Genomic DNA, 20,730 nt, shown 5'->3' with positions numbered 1-20,730 from the left:
TTTTTTTTGTAACTCCCCAGGTATTTAATTGAGCTCACCCTTGATCCCTCTCCCCCACGCTGCGCGCGGTGGAGAGGGGAAGCCCGGTGAGCTCAATTAAATACCTGGGGAGTTACTTTTTTTTTTCAAGTAAGTTAGAAAATTATGTCAATCGACTGTCTCGTACTTCGACTCATGGACTCCTCGAACAAGTCGAGGGGTGGTTACAAAATCTCAAGCATAATGATGCAAATATTGGATGAAGACTCTACAAAATCATGTAATAACGCCCTTTTTATAATAAAACATTTGTCTTGATGTGCTAAATTTATCATAATAGCCCCTTTTTCAATCGAAATAGTTTCATGTCCGCAAAATTACTTACAATCAATTTATTAGAAGAGCTAGTGCATATTGCCGAGCGCAACCAGGAAGGAAAAACGGCAAATTATATTCCTGAGTTAGCTAATGTGAATCAAGAATTAACGGCAATTGCAGTACAGCCATTAGAAGGGAGTATGCTTTCTTACAGCAATGGTTCTCTTCAGCCAGTCACTTTGCAAAGTACAGGTAAATTGATCCCATTAATTGGCTTACTTGAAGAGTTTGGTGATGAGCAATTATTTGAGTGGGTTAAGGTTGAGCCTTCAGGTGATGATTTTGCATCAATTACCCGTTTGGAGCAATTTGGCCCTAAACCGTCAAATCCTATGCTTAACGCAGGTGCCATTACTTTGTGTTCTCATATCCCTGGTACTGGGGAGCAGCAATTTGGTTGGTTAGAACATTGGGTGCAAAAACTATTTAAACAACGATTAAGCATTAATCCTTTAGTTTTTGCTTCCGAAAAAAGAACAGGTAATCGTAACCGTTCCTTGGCTTATTTGCTAAAAAGCAGAAATAATCTGGGTACGGACGTTTCTGAGACATTGGACTTGTATTTTACTCTATGTTCTTATGAGGCTTTGTTGGAACAAATGTTGTTCTTGCCAACCTTACTTGCGAATGGTGGCTGTGATCCAGAAACTGGAGAACAGGTAATTTCTGCTGAAACCTGTAAAATTACATTAGCAATTATGGCAACTTGTGGTTTATATGATGAAACTGGCACACACATGGTGAAAACCGGTATGCCAGCTAAAAGCGGTGTTTCAGGTTACACCATTGCTGTGGTTCCAGGAAAAGCAGGGATTGTAGTTTTAAGCCCACGAGTAAACGCTAAAGGCAATAGCATCCGCGGTGAATTGATGTTGGAAGGCTTATCGAAAGCCATGCACTGGCACTTTGCCTTGCCTTAAGCCTTTCGCCGTTCAAACTACTCTGCTTCCTTACGAAGGCTAATGGCTAGTCGATTCCAAGCGCTCATCTTTAATCCTTGCGTTGGGATGCCCTCTATACATCATGCTCTTCAATGTCTGTTGTTCCATAAATTTGTGCCCGCAGGGGTTTCATATAGCCCGCCATGAAAAAAAGTTCGGCGACCAGAAATAATGGTGCAATCAGTGCTTGATTTAAATTATCCAAAAATGCAGGTTTTTTGCCTTCAAGATAATGACCATAGAATTGCAAGGCCCAGCCAATGACAAAGGTTAAAATAAAGGTCCATAAACCTAAGGTGGTGGGGCCATTTTCGCTAAACCAATGTGCAATCCATAAGAGAAAAAGGAGGATGGGTGTTATGGCTAAAGCCAGTTTCCATTCCAGCAGAAAATAGTAAATAAGTAGAGCGATTGTCGCAAACCAGGCCAGGTTACTGGCAAATACGTTGGGGATAATGATTTGTACAAATCCTAATAGGATCATCAATGACAGTACAATTAGAGGTACTCCTGCAAAATGTATATAACGTGTTATTTGTTTTTTATGGTAGCTGGCATATATTTGTGCTTGCTCAATAAATGGTTTCATTTTAAGAGTTCCTTAGATTTATTCTTACAAAACATAGCACACTATTGACTAAAAAAGTAATTTAGTGGAAGGAAAATGATTCAGGTATCAAAGGTATAAGTACCAACCATGTATAAGACGTTACCATTGCTAGAAGAACCAGGAATATAGGCTGCTTTTAAAGAAATATTGTTGATAAAAATTCCAGCCCAAGGTACGGCTCCTGGGAAAGGAATATTATGCATGATGTCTGGACGTGCAGTAATCAAAAAGGAATAACCCACACCTGCTTTAATGTTTGATGTAAAGAGGGTGACAAAGAGGCGAGCATAGCCAATTACTGGCTCCACATTTTTATGCGAGTCTAGAAAAGCAAAGGCGTAAATGCCATGCCAGTTTCCGCGCTCGTCAAACATACTTTTACCCAGGCCTCCACCCCACGCCAGTTCATTGTATTTTTTTGTATGCAACCATTCACGACTGTAGGTAAAGCGATTATGCCAAGCATATCCAGAAATATAGAGATCGGTCTTTCCTTCTTCCCAAGAGCGGTGAAGTCGTTCACATAATGGTCTAAAAATAGGAAGCCAGTATTTGTTGCAATCTTGATGTTTTGGCGCGGTGAATGCATTGTATGAGCAAAGCATTAAAAGGCAGACAATTATGTTTCTCATTTACAGTATTAACCTATGGCAATGCTCTAACAAATACTTAAAGCAGAACCATATATTTTATTTTATCTACTTCTTCTTGGCAAAACTTTTGCTTAAATAATAAAGGTTGCAAAATTGAGGGCATATTAACATGGACTTTTTTCGGAAAAAAGGGATCGATGCCTTAATAGAAGAGGAATCAAATCTGAAAAAATGTCTTACTGCATTTGATTTGATTTTTTTTGGCGTGGGTGCTGTGATTGGCGCTGGTATTTTTGTCCTAACCGGCATTGTTGCGGCAATTCATGCCGGTCCAGCTGTTGTTTTTTCCTATATGATTGCCGGTCTCGCTTGCACTTTTGCTGCTTTATCTTATGCTGAATTAGCCTCAACCATTGGTGGTTGTGGCAGTGCCTATGGTTATGCTTATGCTGGATTTGGTGAGTTAATCGCCTGGATTGTTGGCTGGGATTTACTGCTTGAGTATGCCATTTCTGTATCGGCAGTATCCGTTGGCTGGGGTGGTTATGCTGCTGATTTTTTAAAAACAATCCATTTACCTCTTCCACATTTGCTACGATATAGTCCTGCTCAAGGTGGAGTGATGAATATCTTACCTGTGTTTATTATCATGTTCTTGACCATGTTATTGATTTTAGGAGTGAAATCGAGCTCGCGAGTCAATAATTTGATGGTGGCGATTAAACTATTAGTCATTTTACTGTTTATTGTGATCGCCTGTGGCAATATCCAAGTAGCTAATTGGTTGCCATTTATGCCTTTTGGTTGGGCTGGAGTATTCAAAGGAGCGTCTTTAATTTTTTTTGCCTATATTGGTTTTGATGCGGTTTCTACTGCTGCAGAAGAAGCGGTTAATTCTCAGCGGGATTTACCCATTGGCATTATTGGCTCCTTAATTATTTGTACTCTTTTGTATATTATTGTAGCGGGATTGTTAACTGGTATTGCACATTATTCAAGCTTGAATGTGGCCTCACCGATTAGTCATGCCTTGTTAGCTCTAGGTTATAAAACTGCCGCGGGTGTCATTAGTATTGGCGCAATTGCGGGGTTAACAACCGTGATGTTGGTTTTATTTTATGGTTTAACGCGAGTGCTTTTAGCGATGTCGCGCGATGGTTTATTGCCAAAAGCAATGTCAAAAACCAGTACGGTTGGAAGGACACCGGCACGAATCATCTTGTTGTGCGGAACCATCATGGCACTTTTGGCAGCTTTTATCTCTTTAGATGTTTTGACCGAATTGGTTAATGTCGGTACTTTATTTGCTTTTATTATTGTTTGTGTTGGTGTTTTATATTTACGTTATAAACACCCTAAATTGCATCGACCCTTTAAAACTCCAGGAATGCCCTACATTCCTATTTTAGGGGCATTAAGTTGTTTTTATTTAATGATTAGTTTACCTTGGCTTACTTTGCTGCGTTTTATACTGTGGATGCTAATTGGTTTAATTGTTTATTTTGCCTATAGTTGCACCCACAGCGATCTAGCATAGACCATATAAAAGCAATGTAGCGGTAACAATTGCCGCTGCAGGAATGGTAAGTAACCATGAAAAGAATATTTTGCCGATAACACTCCAGTGAGCACCTTTGATGCCATCAGTTAAGCCGACACCAGTAATTGCTCCGGCAACTGTGTGCGTTGTGGATACCGGGATACCTAAATAGGTTGCTAGAAATAGAGAAATTGCGGCTCCTGATTCAGCCGCGCAACCTTTTAAGGTATTAAGTCTGGTTATTTTGGTGCCCATAGTGTGTACAATACGCCATCCTCCCGCTAAGGTGCCAAGGCTGATGGCGGTTTGGCACGAAATCACTACCCAAAGTGGTACATGAAAATCGCCGTGAATCCACGAAGAAGAAAACAGTAAAATGGTGATAATCCCCATAGTTTTTTGCGCGTCGTTACTACCGTGTGACAAACTTAGCATGGCAGAAGTTGTTAATTGTATGCCACAAAACAACAGTTTAAATTTGGCTTTCTTACTCGGAGGCACTATTTGTTGTAAACCATGGGTAAGAAATAAACTGATTAATAATCCAAGTATGGGAGATAAAAAAATTCCTAGCGCTACTTTGATAAAACCAGCCAATTTCAAGGCCGAAAAACCACCTTTGGCAATAGCTGCACCTGCCAAGCCGCCAATTAGGGCATGAGAAGAACTCGAAGGCAATCCATAATACCAGGTTACTAAATTCCAGCAAATGGCGCCTAGTAAGGTAGCTAGAATAAAATGGGAATCAACCAGATGCGAATCAATTAATCCTTCACCTATAGTATGAGCTACCGTCAAATTAAACACTAAAAAAGCAATGAAATTAAAAAAAGCTGCCCATATTACTGCTTGTTTGGGGGTAAGCACTTTAGTGGTAACAATAGTTGCAATGGAGTTTGCTGCGTCATGAAAGCCATTAATAAAATCGAATATAAGCGCAACGACGATAACTAACAGCGTAAATAGAGCAGCATCCATATAAACGAACCTTTATCTCTTTCTGATTATAAGTAAGAAAAAGAATTGTCTGTTATTTTATATATAATAGCTGCTTTTTGTCATTAATTTGGAGATCATGCTCATTAATTGTTTAATGGGATAGGGAAGTTCTATTCCCCCCGCATCTATAGCTGCGGTTGCGTGTTGGGTTTCATCTTCTTGCATTTGTTGTAAAATTGCTTGGGAGCGTTGGTCATACGCCGGTAATTGATTTAAATGATGATGTAGATGAGCAGTTACTTGTCGTTCAGTTTCTGCAACAAAACCTAAGCTTACCTTATCTCCTGCAATTCCAGCTAAAGCTCCGAGCAAAAGCGAGCAGCCATACCAAAAAAAATTAAGGATGCTTGGTTGGGAGCCTAGTTCTTGCAAGCGCTGTTCGCACCAAGCCAGGTGCTCGATTTCTTCAGCTGCAGCTTGATTCATTTGCTGTTTGATATGGGTTAATTGCGCAGTTAATGCTTGCCCTTGATAAAGCGCTTGCGCGCATACTTCCCCAGCATGATTTACCCTCATTAAGCCAGCAATGTGTTTTTTTTCTTGCGGTGTAAGCGCACCACTTTCCGCAATATTTTGTGCTGGGTAGCTACGGGCACTGCCTCTTTTGCTAGGAGGCAAGAGTGTACGTAGAGCGGTATCTAGTTCAGATAGTAAATGATCAAGAAGGCTTGTATAGCGCATAGTCATCTGGTTTAGGAACAGTAGCTTTATATTAGCCGGAACTGGTCCAGGAATGAAGCAGAAAATGTGAGTATATGCCCCGATGCATCATTAAAAAGCCACGCCAAAAACATTTACCTAAAAGTGTTATTTAATTTTGTGTAAATTGATTGATGGTTTTCGTGAGGCGGACTACTAATTCATTAATTTCTTTTTCATTAATAATTAATGGTGGTAATAAACGAATAACCGTATCGGCAGTCACATTAAAAATAAGGCGATTTTCAAGACCTAATGTACGCATATCCGTAGCTGGTCTATCTAATTCTATGCCAATCATAAAGCCTTTGCCGCGGATTGCTTTAACATGGGGATGATTACCCAGGTTATGTGTTAACTGCTCCATCAACAAGCGGCTGTTTTTGTTTACTTTTTCGCAAATTTTATCGCGCTCAATTACTTCTAAAACCGTCAATGCTGTGGCGCAAGCTAGAGGGTTACCACCAAAGGTAGAACCGTGGTTACCAGGCTTGAATAAATCAACCGCTCTTTTGCTCATTAAACAAGCGCCAATAGGTATGCCATTTCCTAATCCTTTGGCCGTAGTTAAAATATCAGGTTGAATATCATAATGCATGCAGGTATACAGTTTACCAGTACGTGCATTACCTGTTTGGATTTCATCTAAAATAAGCATCCAATCATGTTGTTCACATAATTTGGCAATGGCGCGTAGATAAGTTTCTTCAGCGGCGTAAATGCCTCCCTCACCTTGAATTGGCTCCAACATGATTGCAACAACATCTTCACGGTTGTTAGCAATAGTATGGATTGCTTCTAAATCATTAAATGGCGCACGAATGAAGCCGGGGACTAATGGCTCAAAACCGGCTTGCACTTTACGATTTCCAGAAGCAGTTAAAGTGGCCATGGTACGGCCGTGGAAGGCACGTTCCATTACGATAATGGATGGTGTTTCGATGCCTTTTTTGTGACCAAAAAGGCGAGTTAACTTGATTGCTGCTTCATTGGTTTCGGCACCTGAGTTGGCAAAAAATACTTGTTGCATGTTTGCCATTGACGTGAGTTTTTCAGCCAGTAATTCTTGTTGTTTGATGTGGAAAGTATTGGATGTATGCAACAGCTTTGCTGCTTGTTCCTGAATTGTTTTGGTGACATCAGGATGAGCATGGCCTAATCCACATACAGCTATTCCGCTTAGGCCATCGAGATATTCATTTCCTTGTTCATCATATAACCAAACATCTTTGCCATGAGTAAAAGTAACCGGCATAGGATTGTAGCTTGTAATTAAAGCCATTGTTATTTCCTTCTTACAAAAACACACTTCTTCAGCGGCGGGTGTGCTGAAGAAGGCAGTGCATCATGACACTTATTTTAAGCTGCTAGATACAAAATCCCAGTGTACCAAAGACCAAAATGCAGCGATATAATCAGGACGCGCATTACGATAATCAATGTAGTAAGCATGTTCCCAGACATCACAGGTTAATAACGCAGTTAAGCCCTCAGTCATTGGTGTGCCCGCATTGCTGGTACTCATGATTTTTAAGGATCCAGAAGCATCTTGTACCAGCCAGGCCCAACCGGAACCAAAGGTTGTGGCTGCAGCTTGCGTGAATTTTTCTTTAAATTCATTGAATGAGCCAAAATGCTTATTAATGGCATCAGCAAGTTTACCAGTAGGTTCGCCTCCGCCATTGGGACTTAAGCAATGCCAGTAAAACGTATGATTCCAGATTTGTGCCGCGTTATTGAAAATGCCGCCTGTAGATTTCTTGATGATCTCTTCAAGAGACATTGTTTCAAATTCCGTACCTGGGATTAATTTGTTCAAATTATTTACATAGGCCTGGTGATGTTTGCCATAGTGGTATTCAAGAGTTTCTTTAGAAATTTGTGGTGCTAGTGCGTCCATAGCATAAGGCAGTTTGGGCAGTGTAAATGTCATTATTATCTCCTGGATTTTGATTTGTCCTAAGTTTAGCAGGATAGTTACGATATTCAATGTTGACTGTAAAACATTTTCTATATGGTTTTTGTGCTAAAATGATTGTTATTGGGTCAGTTAGATTAAAATTTGATGCGCGAATAAGATCTTGAAATATTACAAACTTTAATCTTAATGCCTTGCTCGCTAATAATTTATAGGTTGCGACCTTGCCAGCTTTTCGCCATAATTGACGTTTTATTCGTTTTTAAAGGTATAAGATTGTGGATACTGTAGAAAAAATTAAAAAGCAAATCGCCGAAAATGCTATTTTACTGTATATGAAAGGCTCTCCCAAGATGCCTCAATGTGGGTTTTCTGCACGTGCGGTGCAATGCATTGAGTCTTGTGATGTTGATTTTGCCTATGTAGATGTACTTGCAAATCCAGACATCCGTCAAACATTACCACAAGTGTCTGATTGGCCTACATTTCCGCAATTGTATGTTAAAGGTGAACTTATTGGGGGTTCAGATATTATTGCCGAATTATTTCAGCAAGGTGAACTCGAAACCATATTACGTGATGCAATTGCTGCATAATTACAAGAAGTTAGCTCTACATAACAATAATAATCGGTGCAGAACTAATTTCTGTACTTTAATGGAGATCTTAGAATGAGTGTATTAGTCGGGCGAAAAGCTCCTGATTTTACTGTTGCTGCCGTAATGGGTAACGGTGAAATTGTTGATAAATTTAATTTGCATGAGCACATTAAAGGTAAATACGGGCTGGTATTTTTCTATCCTTTGGATTTTACTTTCGTATGTCCTTCTGAACTGATTGCGTTAGATCATCGTATTGATGAATTCAAGAGTCGTAATGTTGAAGTAATTAGTGTATCTATTGATTCACATTTTACTCATAATGCATACAGAAATACTCCAGTAAACAAAGGGGGGATCGGTCCTGTTCGCTATACTATGGCTGCCGACATAACCCACAGCATTTGTCAATCGTACGGTGTTGAGCATCCAGCCGCTGGTATTGCTTTCCGTGGTGCATTTATCATTGATACTAAAGGTATGGTGCGTGCCCAGATCGTTAATGATTTGCCAATTGGTCGTAATATCGAAGAAATCATCCGTACCATTGATGCAGTACAATTTTTTGAAGAAAAAGGCGAAGTATGCCCTGCAGGTTGGAACAAAGGTAAAGCAGGTATGAAAGCTTCCCCCGAAGGTGTTGCAGAGTACCTATCAGAATATTCTGGTGACTTATAATTTTCTTATTTCTATATGTTGGGCTTAGATGGCCCAACATTCATCAATCGCACTCAAACACGTGAACGTTCACGTGTTTGAGTGCTTGTGCGAACTGTTTGATTTTTAATACCCTTCAAAATTGGGTGCGATTGCCATAAACATTCATTGCTCATGTGTCATGCGCCATTTATTCACCATGTGACAAAATAAGTCTGCAGTTTTTTCCGCATCATAAATTGCTGAATGGGCTTCATTTGCATCAAATATAATCCCTGCTGATTGTAGCGCTTTGGCAAGCACTGTTTGTCCATAAATAAAACCACCTAGTGTGGCCGTATCAAAACAAGTAAACGCATGAAAGGGTGATTTAAGCCCGGTTCTTTTGATTGCTTCTTTAATGAACAATAAATCGAACCAAGCATTATGACCAACCAACACAGCACGTTGGCAGCGATTCTTTTTAAGTGCAGAAAAAATAGGCTTAAACAAGCATTCTAGAGCTTTTTTTTCATCCACAGCAAAGCGTAAAGGTTGAAATGGATCGATATGATTAAAATCCAGCGATTTTTGATCTAATTCTGCGCCTGAAAAAGGCAGGATATGCTCAAAATGGCTTTTACCACGTTGTAAATGCCCATGTTCATCCATATGTAAAATAACAACACACATTTCTAATAATGCATTTTTTTGCGGATCAACGCCTGCGGTTTCAACATCAACGACGACTGGTAAAAATCCGCGAAAACGCTCTTTCATCGTTAGGGATAATGCAGGATTACTTAGTGGCATGGATACTCCAGTGAATGGTTTCGCCAGCAGCCATGGGTACAACATGGCCAGCACCCAAAGGTAAGCATTTGGGAATGATTTGCGAGCTTCTAATGAGTTCAATGTGCTGTTGATTTATTGGTAATTGATAAAACTCTGCACCAAAACGACTCATAAAATTATTGAGCTTAGGTAATTGCTGTAGCTCATCAAAACACTGAGTGTACATTGCTAAAGCAAAAGGAGCAGAATAAATTCCCGCACAGCCACAGGCATTTTCTTTGTTGTTAATCTCATGTGGTGCGCTGTCAGTTCCAGCGAAAAATTTAGGATTACCACTGCATACAGCTTGTTGGAGGGCTTTTTGATCAGCCGCATGTTTTAATATCGGTAAACAATAATAATGAGGCTTAATTCCACCTGCCAATAGTTGATTACGGTTATACAACAAATGATGCGCTGTGATGGTTGCGGTAACGGTATGCGGTGCCTCAATGACATAATCAACTGCGGCTTTAGTAGAAATATGCTCTAAAACAATGCGTAATTTTGGGAAGTTATGTACTAATGGCTTTAAACTCTCTTCAATAAATAAGGCTTCGCGCTCAAAAATATCGCTATGAGTGACTTCACCATGAATTTGCAGTACCAGATTATTATTTTGTAGTACTTCCAATAAAGGATAAAGCTCTTTTAAGGATTTAGCTCCTGCTTCCGAATTGGTAGTTGCACCGGCAGGATATAGTTTGGCACCTAAAACAAACTTATTTACTGTTGCTTGCTCTAAGTCAGTAGCATCCACAGTCGTGTTTAGGTAAAAAGTCATGTAGGGTGAAAATTGTGTATCCGCCGGTAATGCAGCGAGGATCCTTTCACGATATGCCGTAAGCACTGATAAAGAAGTCAATGCGGGTTTGAGATTAGGCATAACTAAAGCACGTGCAAAATGTTGTGCACTGGCTGCTGCAGTGTGTTGCAATAACTCGTTGTCGCGCAGATGGACATGCCAATCATCTGGCTTAATAATGGTCAGAGAGTTCATAATTAAAGATTATTTTAACATCGTCGATATCCAAGGATAACATGAATTAGATCATTAGGATTATTAAAAATGAAATCCAAAGTTAATCGGTATGTATTTTTAAAGCGTATTGCTGCTGGTTATGCTCTTTCAATCAGTGCAACCTTCGCAATGGGACACATCAATTTTGCCTTACCTATGGGAGACAAAACCTGGCGCATGAGCGGTAACCCAATTCGATGTGGGCTGGTACTCACCATTCCCAATTATGGAGTGGGATATTTTGAACAATATGCTGCTCGTCAACCTCATTTTGTTTTACGTCAGTGGAATCAAGTAACACGACCTTTGCCTGCGGAAATTGTGGCCAGACCGCCAATGTGGAAACCTGCAGATCCTATTCTTTTAGTGGGAACAATGAATATTAATCCAGGCCCGTATAGCGTTTTTCTTAAGCCTGATTCAACATTAAAATTATTAACTTATTTATCACGAGGGTATGAAACCACATTTAATTATGAGTCAGATATAGGTTTTGGGGTTACTGTTGCACTTACCCCCATTGGTTTTCAAAAACCTTATGCTCGTTATCAACATTGTGTGGGGAACTTATTGCCATTTGGTTATGATAAAGTAAAAGATAGCATACTCCATTTTGCGCCTGATGGTCGTGAGCTAAGTGAGGACGATAAGGCACAATTACGTCGAATTGCGCAATATGTCGCAGCAGACAAGCAGATCCAAGTGATCCGCATTGTGGGTTATACAGATGAGACTGGGCGTAAGGGTTATAATAATGCAATTTCACAGAAGCGTGCACAAACTGTGCAAAATTATTTAGTGACACTTGGTGTACCAGAAGAACAATTATCGGTCACTTGGATGGGCCAACAACATCCAGTAGCCAGAAATGATACAGATGAAGGTCGTGCTGCAAATAGAAGAGTAATCATCAATTTGATTAAAAAATAGATTGCATGAGCAAAAAAAGCATCTATTTGAAAAATATTAAAATTTTTTTTCAAACTTTGCTTGATTTATTTTTTTTCGGAGCCATACTCATGGTGTTGCATGCTTCGAACCAAAGCGACGAAAGCATGCTGCTGGTAACTTTTGAGCCGTAAGTTATCAATAAAAAAATGCAAACCTAATAATAAAAAAAATATAGATGGAGACTTAGCATGTTAAGTTTGAAAAAGACAACAGCAGCAGTACTCGCTTTAGGTAGCAGTGCCGTATTTGCAGGTACTATGGGGCCTGTATGCACTCCAGGAAATGTAACTGTTCCTTGTGAACGTACAGCATGGAACATCGGCGGACAAGCTATCGATTTACAAATCATCAACAACAATGATAATGAATACGCTGCATTCCTACCTACTTTCGATGGTGTATATCGTGATCACAGTCGTTGGAATTGGGGCTTCCAGTTGGAAGGTTCTTATCATTTCAACACTGGTAATGATGCAACACTTGTTTGGTATCACTTAGATTCTGGTAACCATCGTTTTGGTTTCACAGATGTTGCTGGTGATCAGTTCTTTGGTTTTAACAATCACAAGTGGGATGCAGTTAACGGTGAATTAGGCCAATTTGTAGATTTCAGCGCGAACAAAAAAATCCGTTTTCATGGTGGTTTCCAATTTGCTCGTGTTAAAAATAACAGAGCATTTTCTGAATTTGTTCCAGCAACAGGTACTGAAGTGTTTAGCGTTGCAAGAAGATCTCAGTACAACGGTTTTGGTCCACGTACTGGTATTGACATGAACTACGTCTTCGCTGGATACGGTTTTGGTATTTATGCTAAAGCAGCAGCAGCTATTTTAGTTGGTACTACTAAGTTCAACGGTGATGTACCTCCATTCATTACAACTCCTTCTGCCATTACTTTCTACTCTGGTTCCAGAACTGCAATTGTTCCAGAACTTGAAGCTAAGTTAGGTGCTAACTACACTTACGCTATGGCACAAGGTGATTTATCTGTAGATGCAGGTTACATGTGGTTCAACTACTTCAATGCAATGGGTGATGCACCACGTATTGCTGAGCAGAGAGTGACTGACTTCGGTGCTTCTGGTCCTTACGTTGGTTTGAAATACGTAGGTAACGTTTAATTAGTTGCCATAATCTGCTTAATCTCCCACTTAATCACCCCGATTACTAACCGTAATCGGGGTGAGTTTTTTTAAAGCCATTCAAAAAGTTAGCTAAAGTAATTTCTCAGCCAATCCATTAGGAATGATCAAAATAATGCACCATGCTCTAAAAAGCATCTTTGTGTAATATATTGGATTTTTACTAAATTTCTTGACTTATATTCCTACGATCGAGATACTGCTCATCTTTTCATGCTTTGCGACAAATAATTGCAAGCATGTTTTGTTAATGAACATATTGTTGTCGTTAACAAAATAGGAACTTAATAATAACTTATATGGAGACTTTGCATGTCTAGTTTGAAAAAAACTGTATTAGCAGTTCTTGCTTTAGGTAGCAGTGCCGGATTTGCAGGCACAATGGGTCCAGTTTGCACTCCAGGTAACGTCACTGTTCCTTGCGAACATAGTGCATGGGAAATTGGTGGCTATGCATTAGATTTACAAACTGCCAACACTGGTGTTTACCGTCCTACGTTTACTGACTATACTTACCGCGATGCCAGCAGTAAATGGAACTGGGGTTTTGAATTAGAAGCTGGTTACCATTTCAATACTGGTAATGATATCAATATCAATTGGTACCATTTGGATACTACGAACCATTTCTTTGATCCCTTTGTTAACACAAGAATCAATCAAAAGTGGGATGCAGTTAACGGTGAATTAGGTCAATTTGTTGATTTTAGCGCGAACAAAAAAATCCGTTTTCATGGGGGTTTCCAATTCGCTCGTATCAAGTCAACGTTAACTAACTACATTCCTATTGTAGATTCTGCTGACAGATACAGCACCCAATTCAATGGATTCGGTCCACGTACTGGCATGGACATGAACTATGTATTTGGGAATGGATTTGGAATTTACGGTAAAGCAGCTACTTCTTTGCTTGTTGGTACTACTAAGTTCAATAATATATATGACATCTATACTACTTATCACGGTTCAAGAACAGCGGTTGTTCCTGAGTTAGAAGCCAAGTTAGGTGCTAACTACACTTACGCTATGGCTCAAGGCGACTTAACTTTGGATGCTGGTTACATGTGGTTCAACTACTTCAACGTTCTAGGTCAAGGTATCGATGGTGAGTACAGATCTCATGATTTCGCTGCTAGTGGTCCTTATGTTGGGTTAAAGTATGTAGCTAATATTTAATTAAACTATTAGCATAATCTTCCTCTATTTCCACCCCATTCTTGTATATGGGGTGAATTTTCTTCTGCCGATAAATGTGTTCAAAAAATAAATCTAATGAGTAAATAAAATGTATCTCTTTGAAAAAGATGATTAATTTCCTTGACTTGACTTCAATCAATATAGATACTCTTCCCTCTCTTGCATGCAGTGCCTCAAAAAAATGTATGCCAAGAGCCAGCCATTTAGCAAAAATAATTACAGCAAGCTCAGTAGATAGTGATGTGGAGAAAAGGATGTGCGTTTTAAAAAAAACAGCATTAACAATTCTATTTTTAGGAAGTAGTAGCCTCTTTGCAGGAGCTATGGGCCCTAGTTGCACACCAGGTAATGTGACTGTCCCCTGCGCACATGAAGCTTGGGATGTTGGTGTTCAAGGTTTATATTTGCAGACTGCATTCAATAAAGATTTTTCTTTCTATCCGACAGGAGCTAATGGAATTTACAAAGATCTGACGGGACATTGGGATTGGGCTTTTCAACTTGAAACCGCTTATTACTTTAATACAGGTAATGATCTGGCAATTACATGGTACCATTTGCATGCAAAAAACAGGCATTTTGGACTTAATCTTTTGGGATTGTTTAATCCAATTAATTTGCAATTAGATTTAAATAATCAATGGGATGCGCTACAGGTAGAATTTGGTCAATATGCCAATTTTAGTGAAGCCAGCAAAATCCGCTTTCATGGTGGTATCCAATATTCTCGAATTACATCAAACGTTAATGCAGTTATAGGCTACGCTGATGATTCTTTTTCTTTTGCTCCTGAAGGATTGGTAAATCCTGTGTCTCTCACAGCATTTAATACCGAATATAATGGTTTTGGCCCGCGTATAGGACTTGATTTGTTTTATGTGCTGGGTGACGGATTCAGTATATATGGCAAAACAGCGACATCGCTGTTGGTAGGAAGAGCTAAATTTAAAGATAAAGGACTTACTCCGGTTGTACTTGATGATATGGAAGTTGAACCAGTTTTAATCCCTATTTCAGCATCTGGCTCAAGGGCAATGATCGTACCTGAAATGGAGGCAAAAATAGGTGGAAATTACACATATCTATGGTCACATGGTGATATTATTATTGATGTTGGCTATGTGTGGTTTAACTACTTTAATACATTGAGCAACCAGAATATATTATCAAATATACAAATAAATCAAGAACTTAACCGAAAAACAGAAAGCACTGATTTTGGTGTTTCCGGCCCCTATTTTGGTTTAAAGTATGTGGGCAATATTTAATCGTTTGCTGTCTAAGAAATTTAGGTGAGGTGTTGACTTTGTCAAGCTTGATCAGGATAATTTGGCATCGTACGTTCACTGCTTAGGTAAAATACGTACAGTTGCTTGTTATCTATGGTTTTTCTTAGAAATAAGTAACGAAGGATTTAATAATAAAAAAGTGGAGATAAGTATGTTAAATTTGAATAAAACAGCGGCAGCTGTACTTGCTCTAGCGAGCAGTACTGCATTCGCTGGTACCATGGGACCAGTTTGCACCCCAGGTAATGTTACCGTTCCTTGCGAAAGAATGGCATGGGATATCGGTGGACAAGCGTTGTATTTGCAAACAACTACCAACAACGGTTTTTCTTATTATCCTAGCGTAAATAACGCTTCCGTATTCAATGACCTAAGTGGTCAATGGAGCTGGGGTTTCCAATTAGAAGGCTCTTACCATTTTAATACTGGCAATGATGTGACCGTTACTTGGTATCACTTAGATTCTAATACAAACAACGTATTTATTAATCCAGCGATTTTTGTTGGTGCTACAAATGTATTAGCGCAAAATAAAATGAGATGGGATGCAGTAAACGGTGAATTCGGTCAGTTCGTTGATTTTAGCGCGAACAAGAAAATGCGTTTCCACGGCGGTTTTCAATTCGCACGTGTTAAGCCTTCATCACTTATAAGCATTGCTGTTCCAACTGGCGTAGGCACTTTTGTGGAAGATAGCTTTAACTTAACTACTCAATACAACGGTTTTGGCCCACGTACTGGTTTGGATATGAACTATGAATTCGGTAATGGCGTAGGCATTTATGCTAAAGGTGCTGCTGCTGTATTAGTTGGTACTTCCAAGTTCAATAATGGTGGAATTACCAGTTTCGGATTAACTACTATTGTTCCACTTCACGGTTCTAGAACTGCAATCGTTCCTGAGGTAGAAGCAAAATTGGGTGCTGATTACACTTATGCTATGGCTCAAGGTGACTTGACCCTGGATGCTGGATATATGTGGTTTAACTACTTCAGCCCAGTCAATATGATTAGCATCGCTGGCTTGACGACAAGCGATTTTGGTGCTTCTGGTCCTTACTTCGGCTTGAAATATGTTGGAAATGTTTAATTTCTTAACTGACTAAGCTTTTAAGTAAAGCCCGTCATTCTTGATGATGGGCTTTTTTCTTTCTAATGGAGTATTTATGTTAAAGAAAACAACAATAGCTGTACTTGGATTAGCGGCAAGTGGTTTAGCAAATGCTGGAACCATGGGACCTGTTTGCGTTCCAGGGAATGTTACCGTTCCATGTGAAGCAAGTAAATGGGAGCTAGGTGCAGATGCTCTGTATTTAAGATCACTTTATGGTGCTGAAAAAACCTATCAATATCAGTTCTCTCCTCAGGTTGGTACTATTTACATTAAAGATGTTGGTAATTCCTGGGATTGGGGCTATCGTTTAGAAGGTTCTTATTATTTCAGCACTGGAAATGATGTTACTGTTAATTGGACTCACTTCCACAGCAATGCAAATCATGCAAACATTATTGCATTTTTACCTTTGAGCCCTGTAGCCATTCCATCACTCTTTAAAAACAGCGATCATTTTGATCAAGTAAATGTTGTTATGGGTCAGCATGTTGATTTTAGCATGAAGAACAAAATGCGTATTTATGCAGGCATGCAATATGCAAATATTCAATCAATGGCGCAAACCTATATTACTAATCCGGAAGTCGTTGCTTTAACTACTTCGCCATTGAATATTTTCAATAATACTGACTATAAAGGTTTTGGTCCTACTCTTGGTGTTAATTACACTTATGATCTCTACAATGGCTTAAGCATTGTTGCTAATGGTGCGGGTTCTCTGCTTTATGGGACAGCACGTTATCATGAAGGCATTGTTGTTAGTAATTTTGGTTTAATTGAAGCGCAAGCTTATGCGCGTAAGAAAGCAATTGTACCCAGTCTGGAAGCAAAACTAGGATTAAATTATACGTATAATTTTGCTCAAGGCATGATTGTAAACCTGGATGCAGGTTATCAGGTTATTAATTATTTCAATGTGTTAAGCACACAGCAATTCCAAATATTGGCTGCACCTAACGTTGCTTCAGTGAACTATGGATTATTTGGCCCATATTTTGGTATGCGACTTATAGGTGATGTATAATCGTAAACGACTCACTGTGAGTATGGGGCAGGCATCAATGCCTGTCCCTGAAATTCAACGTTATTAAATCACTGCAAAAATTCTCGCTTCTACAAAGTTCAGCTTGCTTATCAATTTTTCATAATTAAACTCTAGTAAGTACAAATTAGCCGCGCTATACTCTCCGGCCACATTCTGTGTGGAAGTAAAAATTGTAAACAGGAGTACCCGCATGAAGTTAAAAAAAATAGTATTGGCTTTAGTCTGTTTTTCATCGCCACTCTATGCGGAAAATGATCAGCAGTTACAAAGTCAAATCGAACTTTTACAAAAGCAAACGCAGCAGTTACAGTCGCAATTAGTTGCATTGCAAAAAAAATTGGATTCTCATCAGGAAAAGCACCTTGCTAAACGAACAACATATAGGACAGATAAAAAGGATATCGCTTCAGTAAGAAAACAAGAACCAGTTTCCGTGGAGAAAAAGCATCAGCACAAAGAAACAAAAATGGTTAAATACCATTCGTCAACACTTACTGTACATACTCCCCAAGAGCACCCTGAGTCCATTGGCTTTTATCCAACAGCTCTAGTAGCAGATGGCCGCGTCATTACCTATATTGCAGGAACTCCGGTAATTACCTCTCCCTATTTGGGAGCAAGACCAGCATTTGATGGTTCGGACTATATTGTTAACATTTCCAGCATTAACCGCGATATTCGCTTGATGCAACAAAGACGGCGTTTGTATGATGCCTATAAAAACATAGGTTATCCTATTCCTGAACGTCCTATCATTGCCATCAGTGGTAAAGCAGAACCTATTGGTATGATTAACAGCAATTACATGGGTGAGACAACTACTGATTTGGACTTGGGTTCAAGTGAATTGGCCGTGGCTGCAGCGCTTAACCAAAATGTCGAAGCGTATATGTCCATTGCCTATGATGGTAGCCCGCCAGAAATTGGTCCACGCATTAATAATTCTGTGTTTAACCTAAACTTAGGATTTGTGAACATTGGTAATTTAGATAAGACTCCACTGTATTTTACCGCAGGTCAATTGTATGTGCCTTTTGGGCGTTATTCCAGTTCCATGATTAGTGCACCTTTGACGATGAATTTGGCGCGCACCAAAACACGGCCTTTCATTCTGGGGTATAAGTCACAAGAAAATACCGGTCCATTTGCTGCAACCTATATTTATCGCAGCGATACTAACTTAGGTAAATCAGGTGTTGGCGGAGTGAATTTAGGTTATACTTTTGCCCATGATGAGATTACCGGTGAGGTTGGTACCAGTTATATTAGTTCAATTGCTGATTCTGCTGGCATGCAAAATACCGCTGCACGCCCAGGTACTTTTGGTGGTTTTGGTTCCTTGCTTCATGGAAATGAGCGCGTTAGAAAAACACAAGCGATAGATATCTATGGTAACTTAGGCTATGATCGTTTTAATTTTGCTGCAGAATGGGTAAGTACAATCCAATCATTTAGAGAGAAAGATTTAAGTTTTAATGGACGTGGTGCAAGACCACAAGCAATCCAAACTGAAATTGATATGACCTTCAAGACCTTTAATAAACCTTCATCAATCGGTGTTGGTTATCAATGGACCAAAGAGGCATTGGCTTTGAATTTACCACATCAGCGACTTATTGGTGTGTTTAATATTTCTATTTGGAAAGATACGGTAGAAAGTCTTGAATATCGACATGATATGGATTACTCCAGATCCCAATATGCTAATGGTGCTGCCCCAGCAGGTACTGTTAATGCTCCAACGCTAGGTACTGGTAAGTCTGCGGATACTGTTTCGGCGCAAATTGGGGTTTATTTCTAGTAGAAGTTGAGCCAAGGCTCAACCCACGTGTGATAATGATTGTGACGTAGGTCGGGCCAAGGCCCGACATTATCTGTGCTATCTTTATTCATAGGACTCTCACGCAAGGATTAAGGAATGTGTCGCTTAAGTTACAGGCAAAGTTCCAGCACCATATCCCGTTATTTGATACGCATGGTTGTTACCTTGCTTCTTGCAACTTCAAGCGCATCCGCAGCCAAGATCGTAGAATTAGGTATCAAAGGTTCTATTGGACCAGCAACTGCAGATTACGTAGTACGCACCATAGATACATCACAACAAGCAGATTTGATTTTAATCACTATTGATACTCCAGGAGGATTGGAAGAATCTATGCGGATCATGGTGCAGAAATTTTTATCATCAAAAGTACCTATAGTTGCTTATGTAAGCCCCACAGGTGCACGCGCAGCAAGTGCAGGAACGTACTTACTATATGCAAGTACGCTAGCCGCTATGGCTCCAGGAACCCAATTAGGTGCTGCAAGCCCTGTGCATATCGATGAACGCTTGGGTAATATTGGTAAAGGTGAAAAACAACCAACCATTATGGAAAAGAAAATCAATAATGATGCTGTGGCAACTATTCGTGCTTTGGCACAATTACGTGGCCGCAACTCTGCGTTTGCACAAGAAGCCGTATTAAACGCAAAAACGTTGACCGCATCAGAAGCACTTAAAGAGCATGTAATCAATTATATTGCTCTCAATAAGCATGATTTATTATCTCAGCTTAACGGGGTAACGGTAACGCAAAATAACCAACAAATCACGCTGAATACCAATAATCCAGATATTGAAGTTGTCAGTCCAGATTGGCGTACGTATTTCTTATCAATGATTACCGATCCTACCATAGCCTATATGTTGTTGCTCTTAGGAGTTTATGGAATTTTTTTTGAATTGGTTAATCCTGGTTTTGTTTTGCCTGGCGTGGTGGGCACTATTGCTATGCTGACGGCTTTGTATGCTTTACAATTAATGCCCATAAACTATGTGGGTTTTTGCCTTATCATTTTAGGGATAGGCTTTATTATTGCCGAAGTATTTTTACCAAGCTTTGGTTCCTTAGGTGTAGGCGGAACAATTGCTTTTGTGCTGGGTTCTATTATGCTCATTAATACTCATTCGCAAACCTATCATATTGCCTGGTCGGTGATTTGGGCTATGGCTTTAGTCAATATTTTGATCTTTATTATTATTTTAAGCATGGTAGTACGAGTACGTCGTCAAAAAGTGCGTCATGGATTTGCCTCATTGCTTGGCGCTAAAGGTAAAACTTTGGGAGATATTAATTTAAGCGGACAAGCCCTAATTAATGGCGAAATTTGGAATATACGTGCTTCGTGTTTTATTGCTGCCGGCAAAACAATAACAGTTGTAGGTAATCAAGGTTTGACTCTTGATGTGGAAGAAGAGTAAT

Annotated in this window: 20 protein-coding genes; 12 read left to right on the top strand and 8 right to left on the bottom strand. The window is 39.5% G+C overall.

The window, feature by feature from the left end; translation table 11 throughout:
- Positions 1–344 precede the first annotated feature (344 nt).
- A complete protein-coding gene (gene glsA, locus QM652_RS01440) occupies positions 345–1,277 on the top strand; it encodes a glutaminase A (RefSeq protein ID WP_415072372.1) in 933 nt (310 codons plus the stop codon).
- A gap of 94 nt (positions 1,278–1,371) precedes the next feature.
- On the opposite strand, the gene QM652_RS01435 is transcribed toward glsA, so the two are convergent.
- Positions 1,372–1,887 carry a DUF962 domain-containing protein gene (locus QM652_RS01435; protein WP_415072371.1) on the bottom strand — a complete coding sequence of 172 codons (516 nt, stop codon included), beginning with the start codon at positions 1,885–1,887 and terminating at the stop codon, positions 1,372–1,374.
- An 80-nt stretch (positions 1,888–1,967) separates the two neighbouring features.
- Entirely contained in the window at positions 1,968–2,540 is a 573-nt protein-coding gene (gene pagP / locus QM652_RS01430) for a lipid IV(A) palmitoyltransferase PagP (protein ID WP_415072370.1), read from the bottom strand.
- Positions 2,541–2,670: 130 nt separating this feature from the next.
- On the opposite strand from pagP, the gene QM652_RS01425 reads away from it, so the two are divergent.
- Positions 2,671–4,038, top strand: a complete 1,368-nt coding sequence (locus QM652_RS01425) for an amino acid permease (RefSeq protein WP_415072369.1) — start codon at positions 2,671–2,673, stop codon at positions 4,036–4,038.
- On the opposite strand, the gene QM652_RS01420 is transcribed toward QM652_RS01425, so the two are convergent.
- From QM652_RS01420 to sodB, 4 genes are all read right to left on the bottom strand, one after another.
- Complete coding sequence (locus tag QM652_RS01420) at positions 4,030–5,019, bottom strand: inorganic phosphate transporter (RefSeq protein WP_415072368.1); 990 nt, start codon at positions 5,017–5,019, stop codon at positions 4,030–4,032. The two genes, QM652_RS01425 and QM652_RS01420, sit on opposite strands and share 9 nt — an antisense overlap.
- A gap of 57 nt (positions 5,020–5,076) precedes the next feature.
- Positions 5,077–5,721, bottom strand: coding sequence for a 2-polyprenyl-3-methyl-6-methoxy-1,4-benzoquinone monooxygenase (coq7, locus tag QM652_RS01415; protein WP_415072367.1), 645 nt, complete (start codon positions 5,719–5,721; stop codon positions 5,077–5,079).
- A gap of 130 nt (positions 5,722–5,851) precedes the next feature.
- A complete protein-coding gene (locus QM652_RS01410; protein ID WP_415072366.1) occupies positions 5,852–7,021 on the bottom strand; it encodes an aspartate aminotransferase family protein in 1,170 nt (389 codons plus the stop codon).
- Between the two features lie 72 nt (positions 7,022–7,093).
- The gene (gene sodB / locus QM652_RS01405; RefSeq protein ID WP_415072365.1) at positions 7,094–7,672 is read right to left on the bottom strand and encodes a superoxide dismutase [Fe]; all 579 of its coding nucleotides are present in this window, start codon (positions 7,670–7,672) and stop codon (positions 7,094–7,096) included.
- Between the two features lie 263 nt (positions 7,673–7,935).
- Here sodB and grxD point away from each other — a divergent pair, with 263 nt between their 5' ends.
- Both grxD and QM652_RS01395 read left to right on the top strand, forming a co-directional pair.
- Entirely contained in the window at positions 7,936–8,253 is a 318-nt protein-coding gene (grxD, locus tag QM652_RS01400; RefSeq protein ID WP_415072364.1) for a Grx4 family monothiol glutaredoxin, read from the top strand.
- Positions 8,254–8,328: 75 nt separating this feature from the next.
- A complete protein-coding gene (locus QM652_RS01395) occupies positions 8,329–8,934 on the top strand; it encodes a peroxiredoxin (RefSeq protein WP_415072363.1) in 606 nt (201 codons plus the stop codon).
- A 144-nt stretch (positions 8,935–9,078) separates the two neighbouring features.
- Here QM652_RS01395 and rnt read toward each other — a convergent pair whose 3' ends face one another.
- Positions 9,079–9,705 carry a ribonuclease T gene (gene rnt / locus QM652_RS01390; protein WP_415072362.1) on the bottom strand — a complete coding sequence of 209 codons (627 nt, stop codon included), beginning with the start codon at positions 9,703–9,705 and terminating at the stop codon, positions 9,079–9,081.
- A complete protein-coding gene (gene pyrC, locus QM652_RS01385) occupies positions 9,692–10,726 on the bottom strand; it encodes a dihydroorotase (protein ID WP_415072361.1) in 1,035 nt (344 codons plus the stop codon). The genes rnt and pyrC overlap by 14 nt, the downstream gene beginning before the upstream one ends.
- Positions 10,727–10,795: 69 nt before the next feature.
- Between pyrC and QM652_RS01380 the strand changes: the two genes are divergently transcribed.
- From QM652_RS01380 to QM652_RS01345, 8 genes are all read left to right on the top strand, one after another.
- Positions 10,796–11,677 (top strand): flagellar protein MotY, encoded by an 882-nt coding sequence (locus QM652_RS01380; protein WP_415072360.1) that lies wholly within the window; start codon positions 10,796–10,798, stop codon positions 11,675–11,677.
- A gap of 209 nt (positions 11,678–11,886) precedes the next feature.
- Complete coding sequence (locus tag QM652_RS01375) at positions 11,887–12,819, top strand: Lpg1974 family pore-forming outer membrane protein (RefSeq protein ID WP_415072359.1); 933 nt, start codon at positions 11,887–11,889, stop codon at positions 12,817–12,819.
- A 333-nt stretch (positions 12,820–13,152) separates the two neighbouring features.
- Entirely contained in the window at positions 13,153–14,016 is an 864-nt protein-coding gene (locus tag QM652_RS01370; protein WP_415072358.1) for an Lpg1974 family pore-forming outer membrane protein, read from the top strand.
- A 128-nt stretch (positions 14,017–14,144) separates the two neighbouring features.
- Positions 14,145–15,305 (top strand): Lpg1974 family pore-forming outer membrane protein, encoded by a 1,161-nt coding sequence (locus QM652_RS01365; RefSeq protein WP_415072412.1) that lies wholly within the window; start codon positions 14,145–14,147, stop codon positions 15,303–15,305.
- A 172-nt stretch (positions 15,306–15,477) separates the two neighbouring features.
- The gene (locus QM652_RS01360) at positions 15,478–16,416 is read left to right on the top strand and encodes an Lpg1974 family pore-forming outer membrane protein (RefSeq protein WP_415072357.1); all 939 of its coding nucleotides are present in this window, start codon (positions 15,478–15,480) and stop codon (positions 16,414–16,416) included.
- Between the two features lie 76 nt (positions 16,417–16,492).
- Positions 16,493–17,464: an Lpg1974 family pore-forming outer membrane protein gene (locus QM652_RS01355; protein WP_415072356.1), complete on the top strand. Its 972-nt coding sequence runs from the start codon at positions 16,493–16,495 to the stop codon at positions 17,462–17,464.
- A 211-nt stretch (positions 17,465–17,675) separates the two neighbouring features.
- The gene (locus tag QM652_RS01350; RefSeq protein ID WP_415072355.1) at positions 17,676–19,286 is read left to right on the top strand and encodes an LbtU family siderophore porin; all 1,611 of its coding nucleotides are present in this window, start codon (positions 17,676–17,678) and stop codon (positions 19,284–19,286) included.
- Positions 19,287–19,403: 117 nt separating this feature from the next.
- Positions 19,404–20,729 carry an NfeD family protein gene (locus tag QM652_RS01345; RefSeq protein WP_415072354.1) on the top strand — a complete coding sequence of 442 codons (1,326 nt, stop codon included), beginning with the start codon at positions 19,404–19,406 and terminating at the stop codon, positions 20,727–20,729.
- The last annotated feature ends 1 nt before the right edge of the window (position 20,730 follow it).

The sequence above is a fragment of the Legionella sp. genome (assembly GCF_047605385.1).
In the GTDB taxonomy this organism is placed as follows: domain Bacteria; phylum Pseudomonadota; class Gammaproteobacteria; order Legionellales; family Legionellaceae; genus Legionella.
This window is presented reverse-complemented; position numbering and strand designations above follow the sequence as displayed.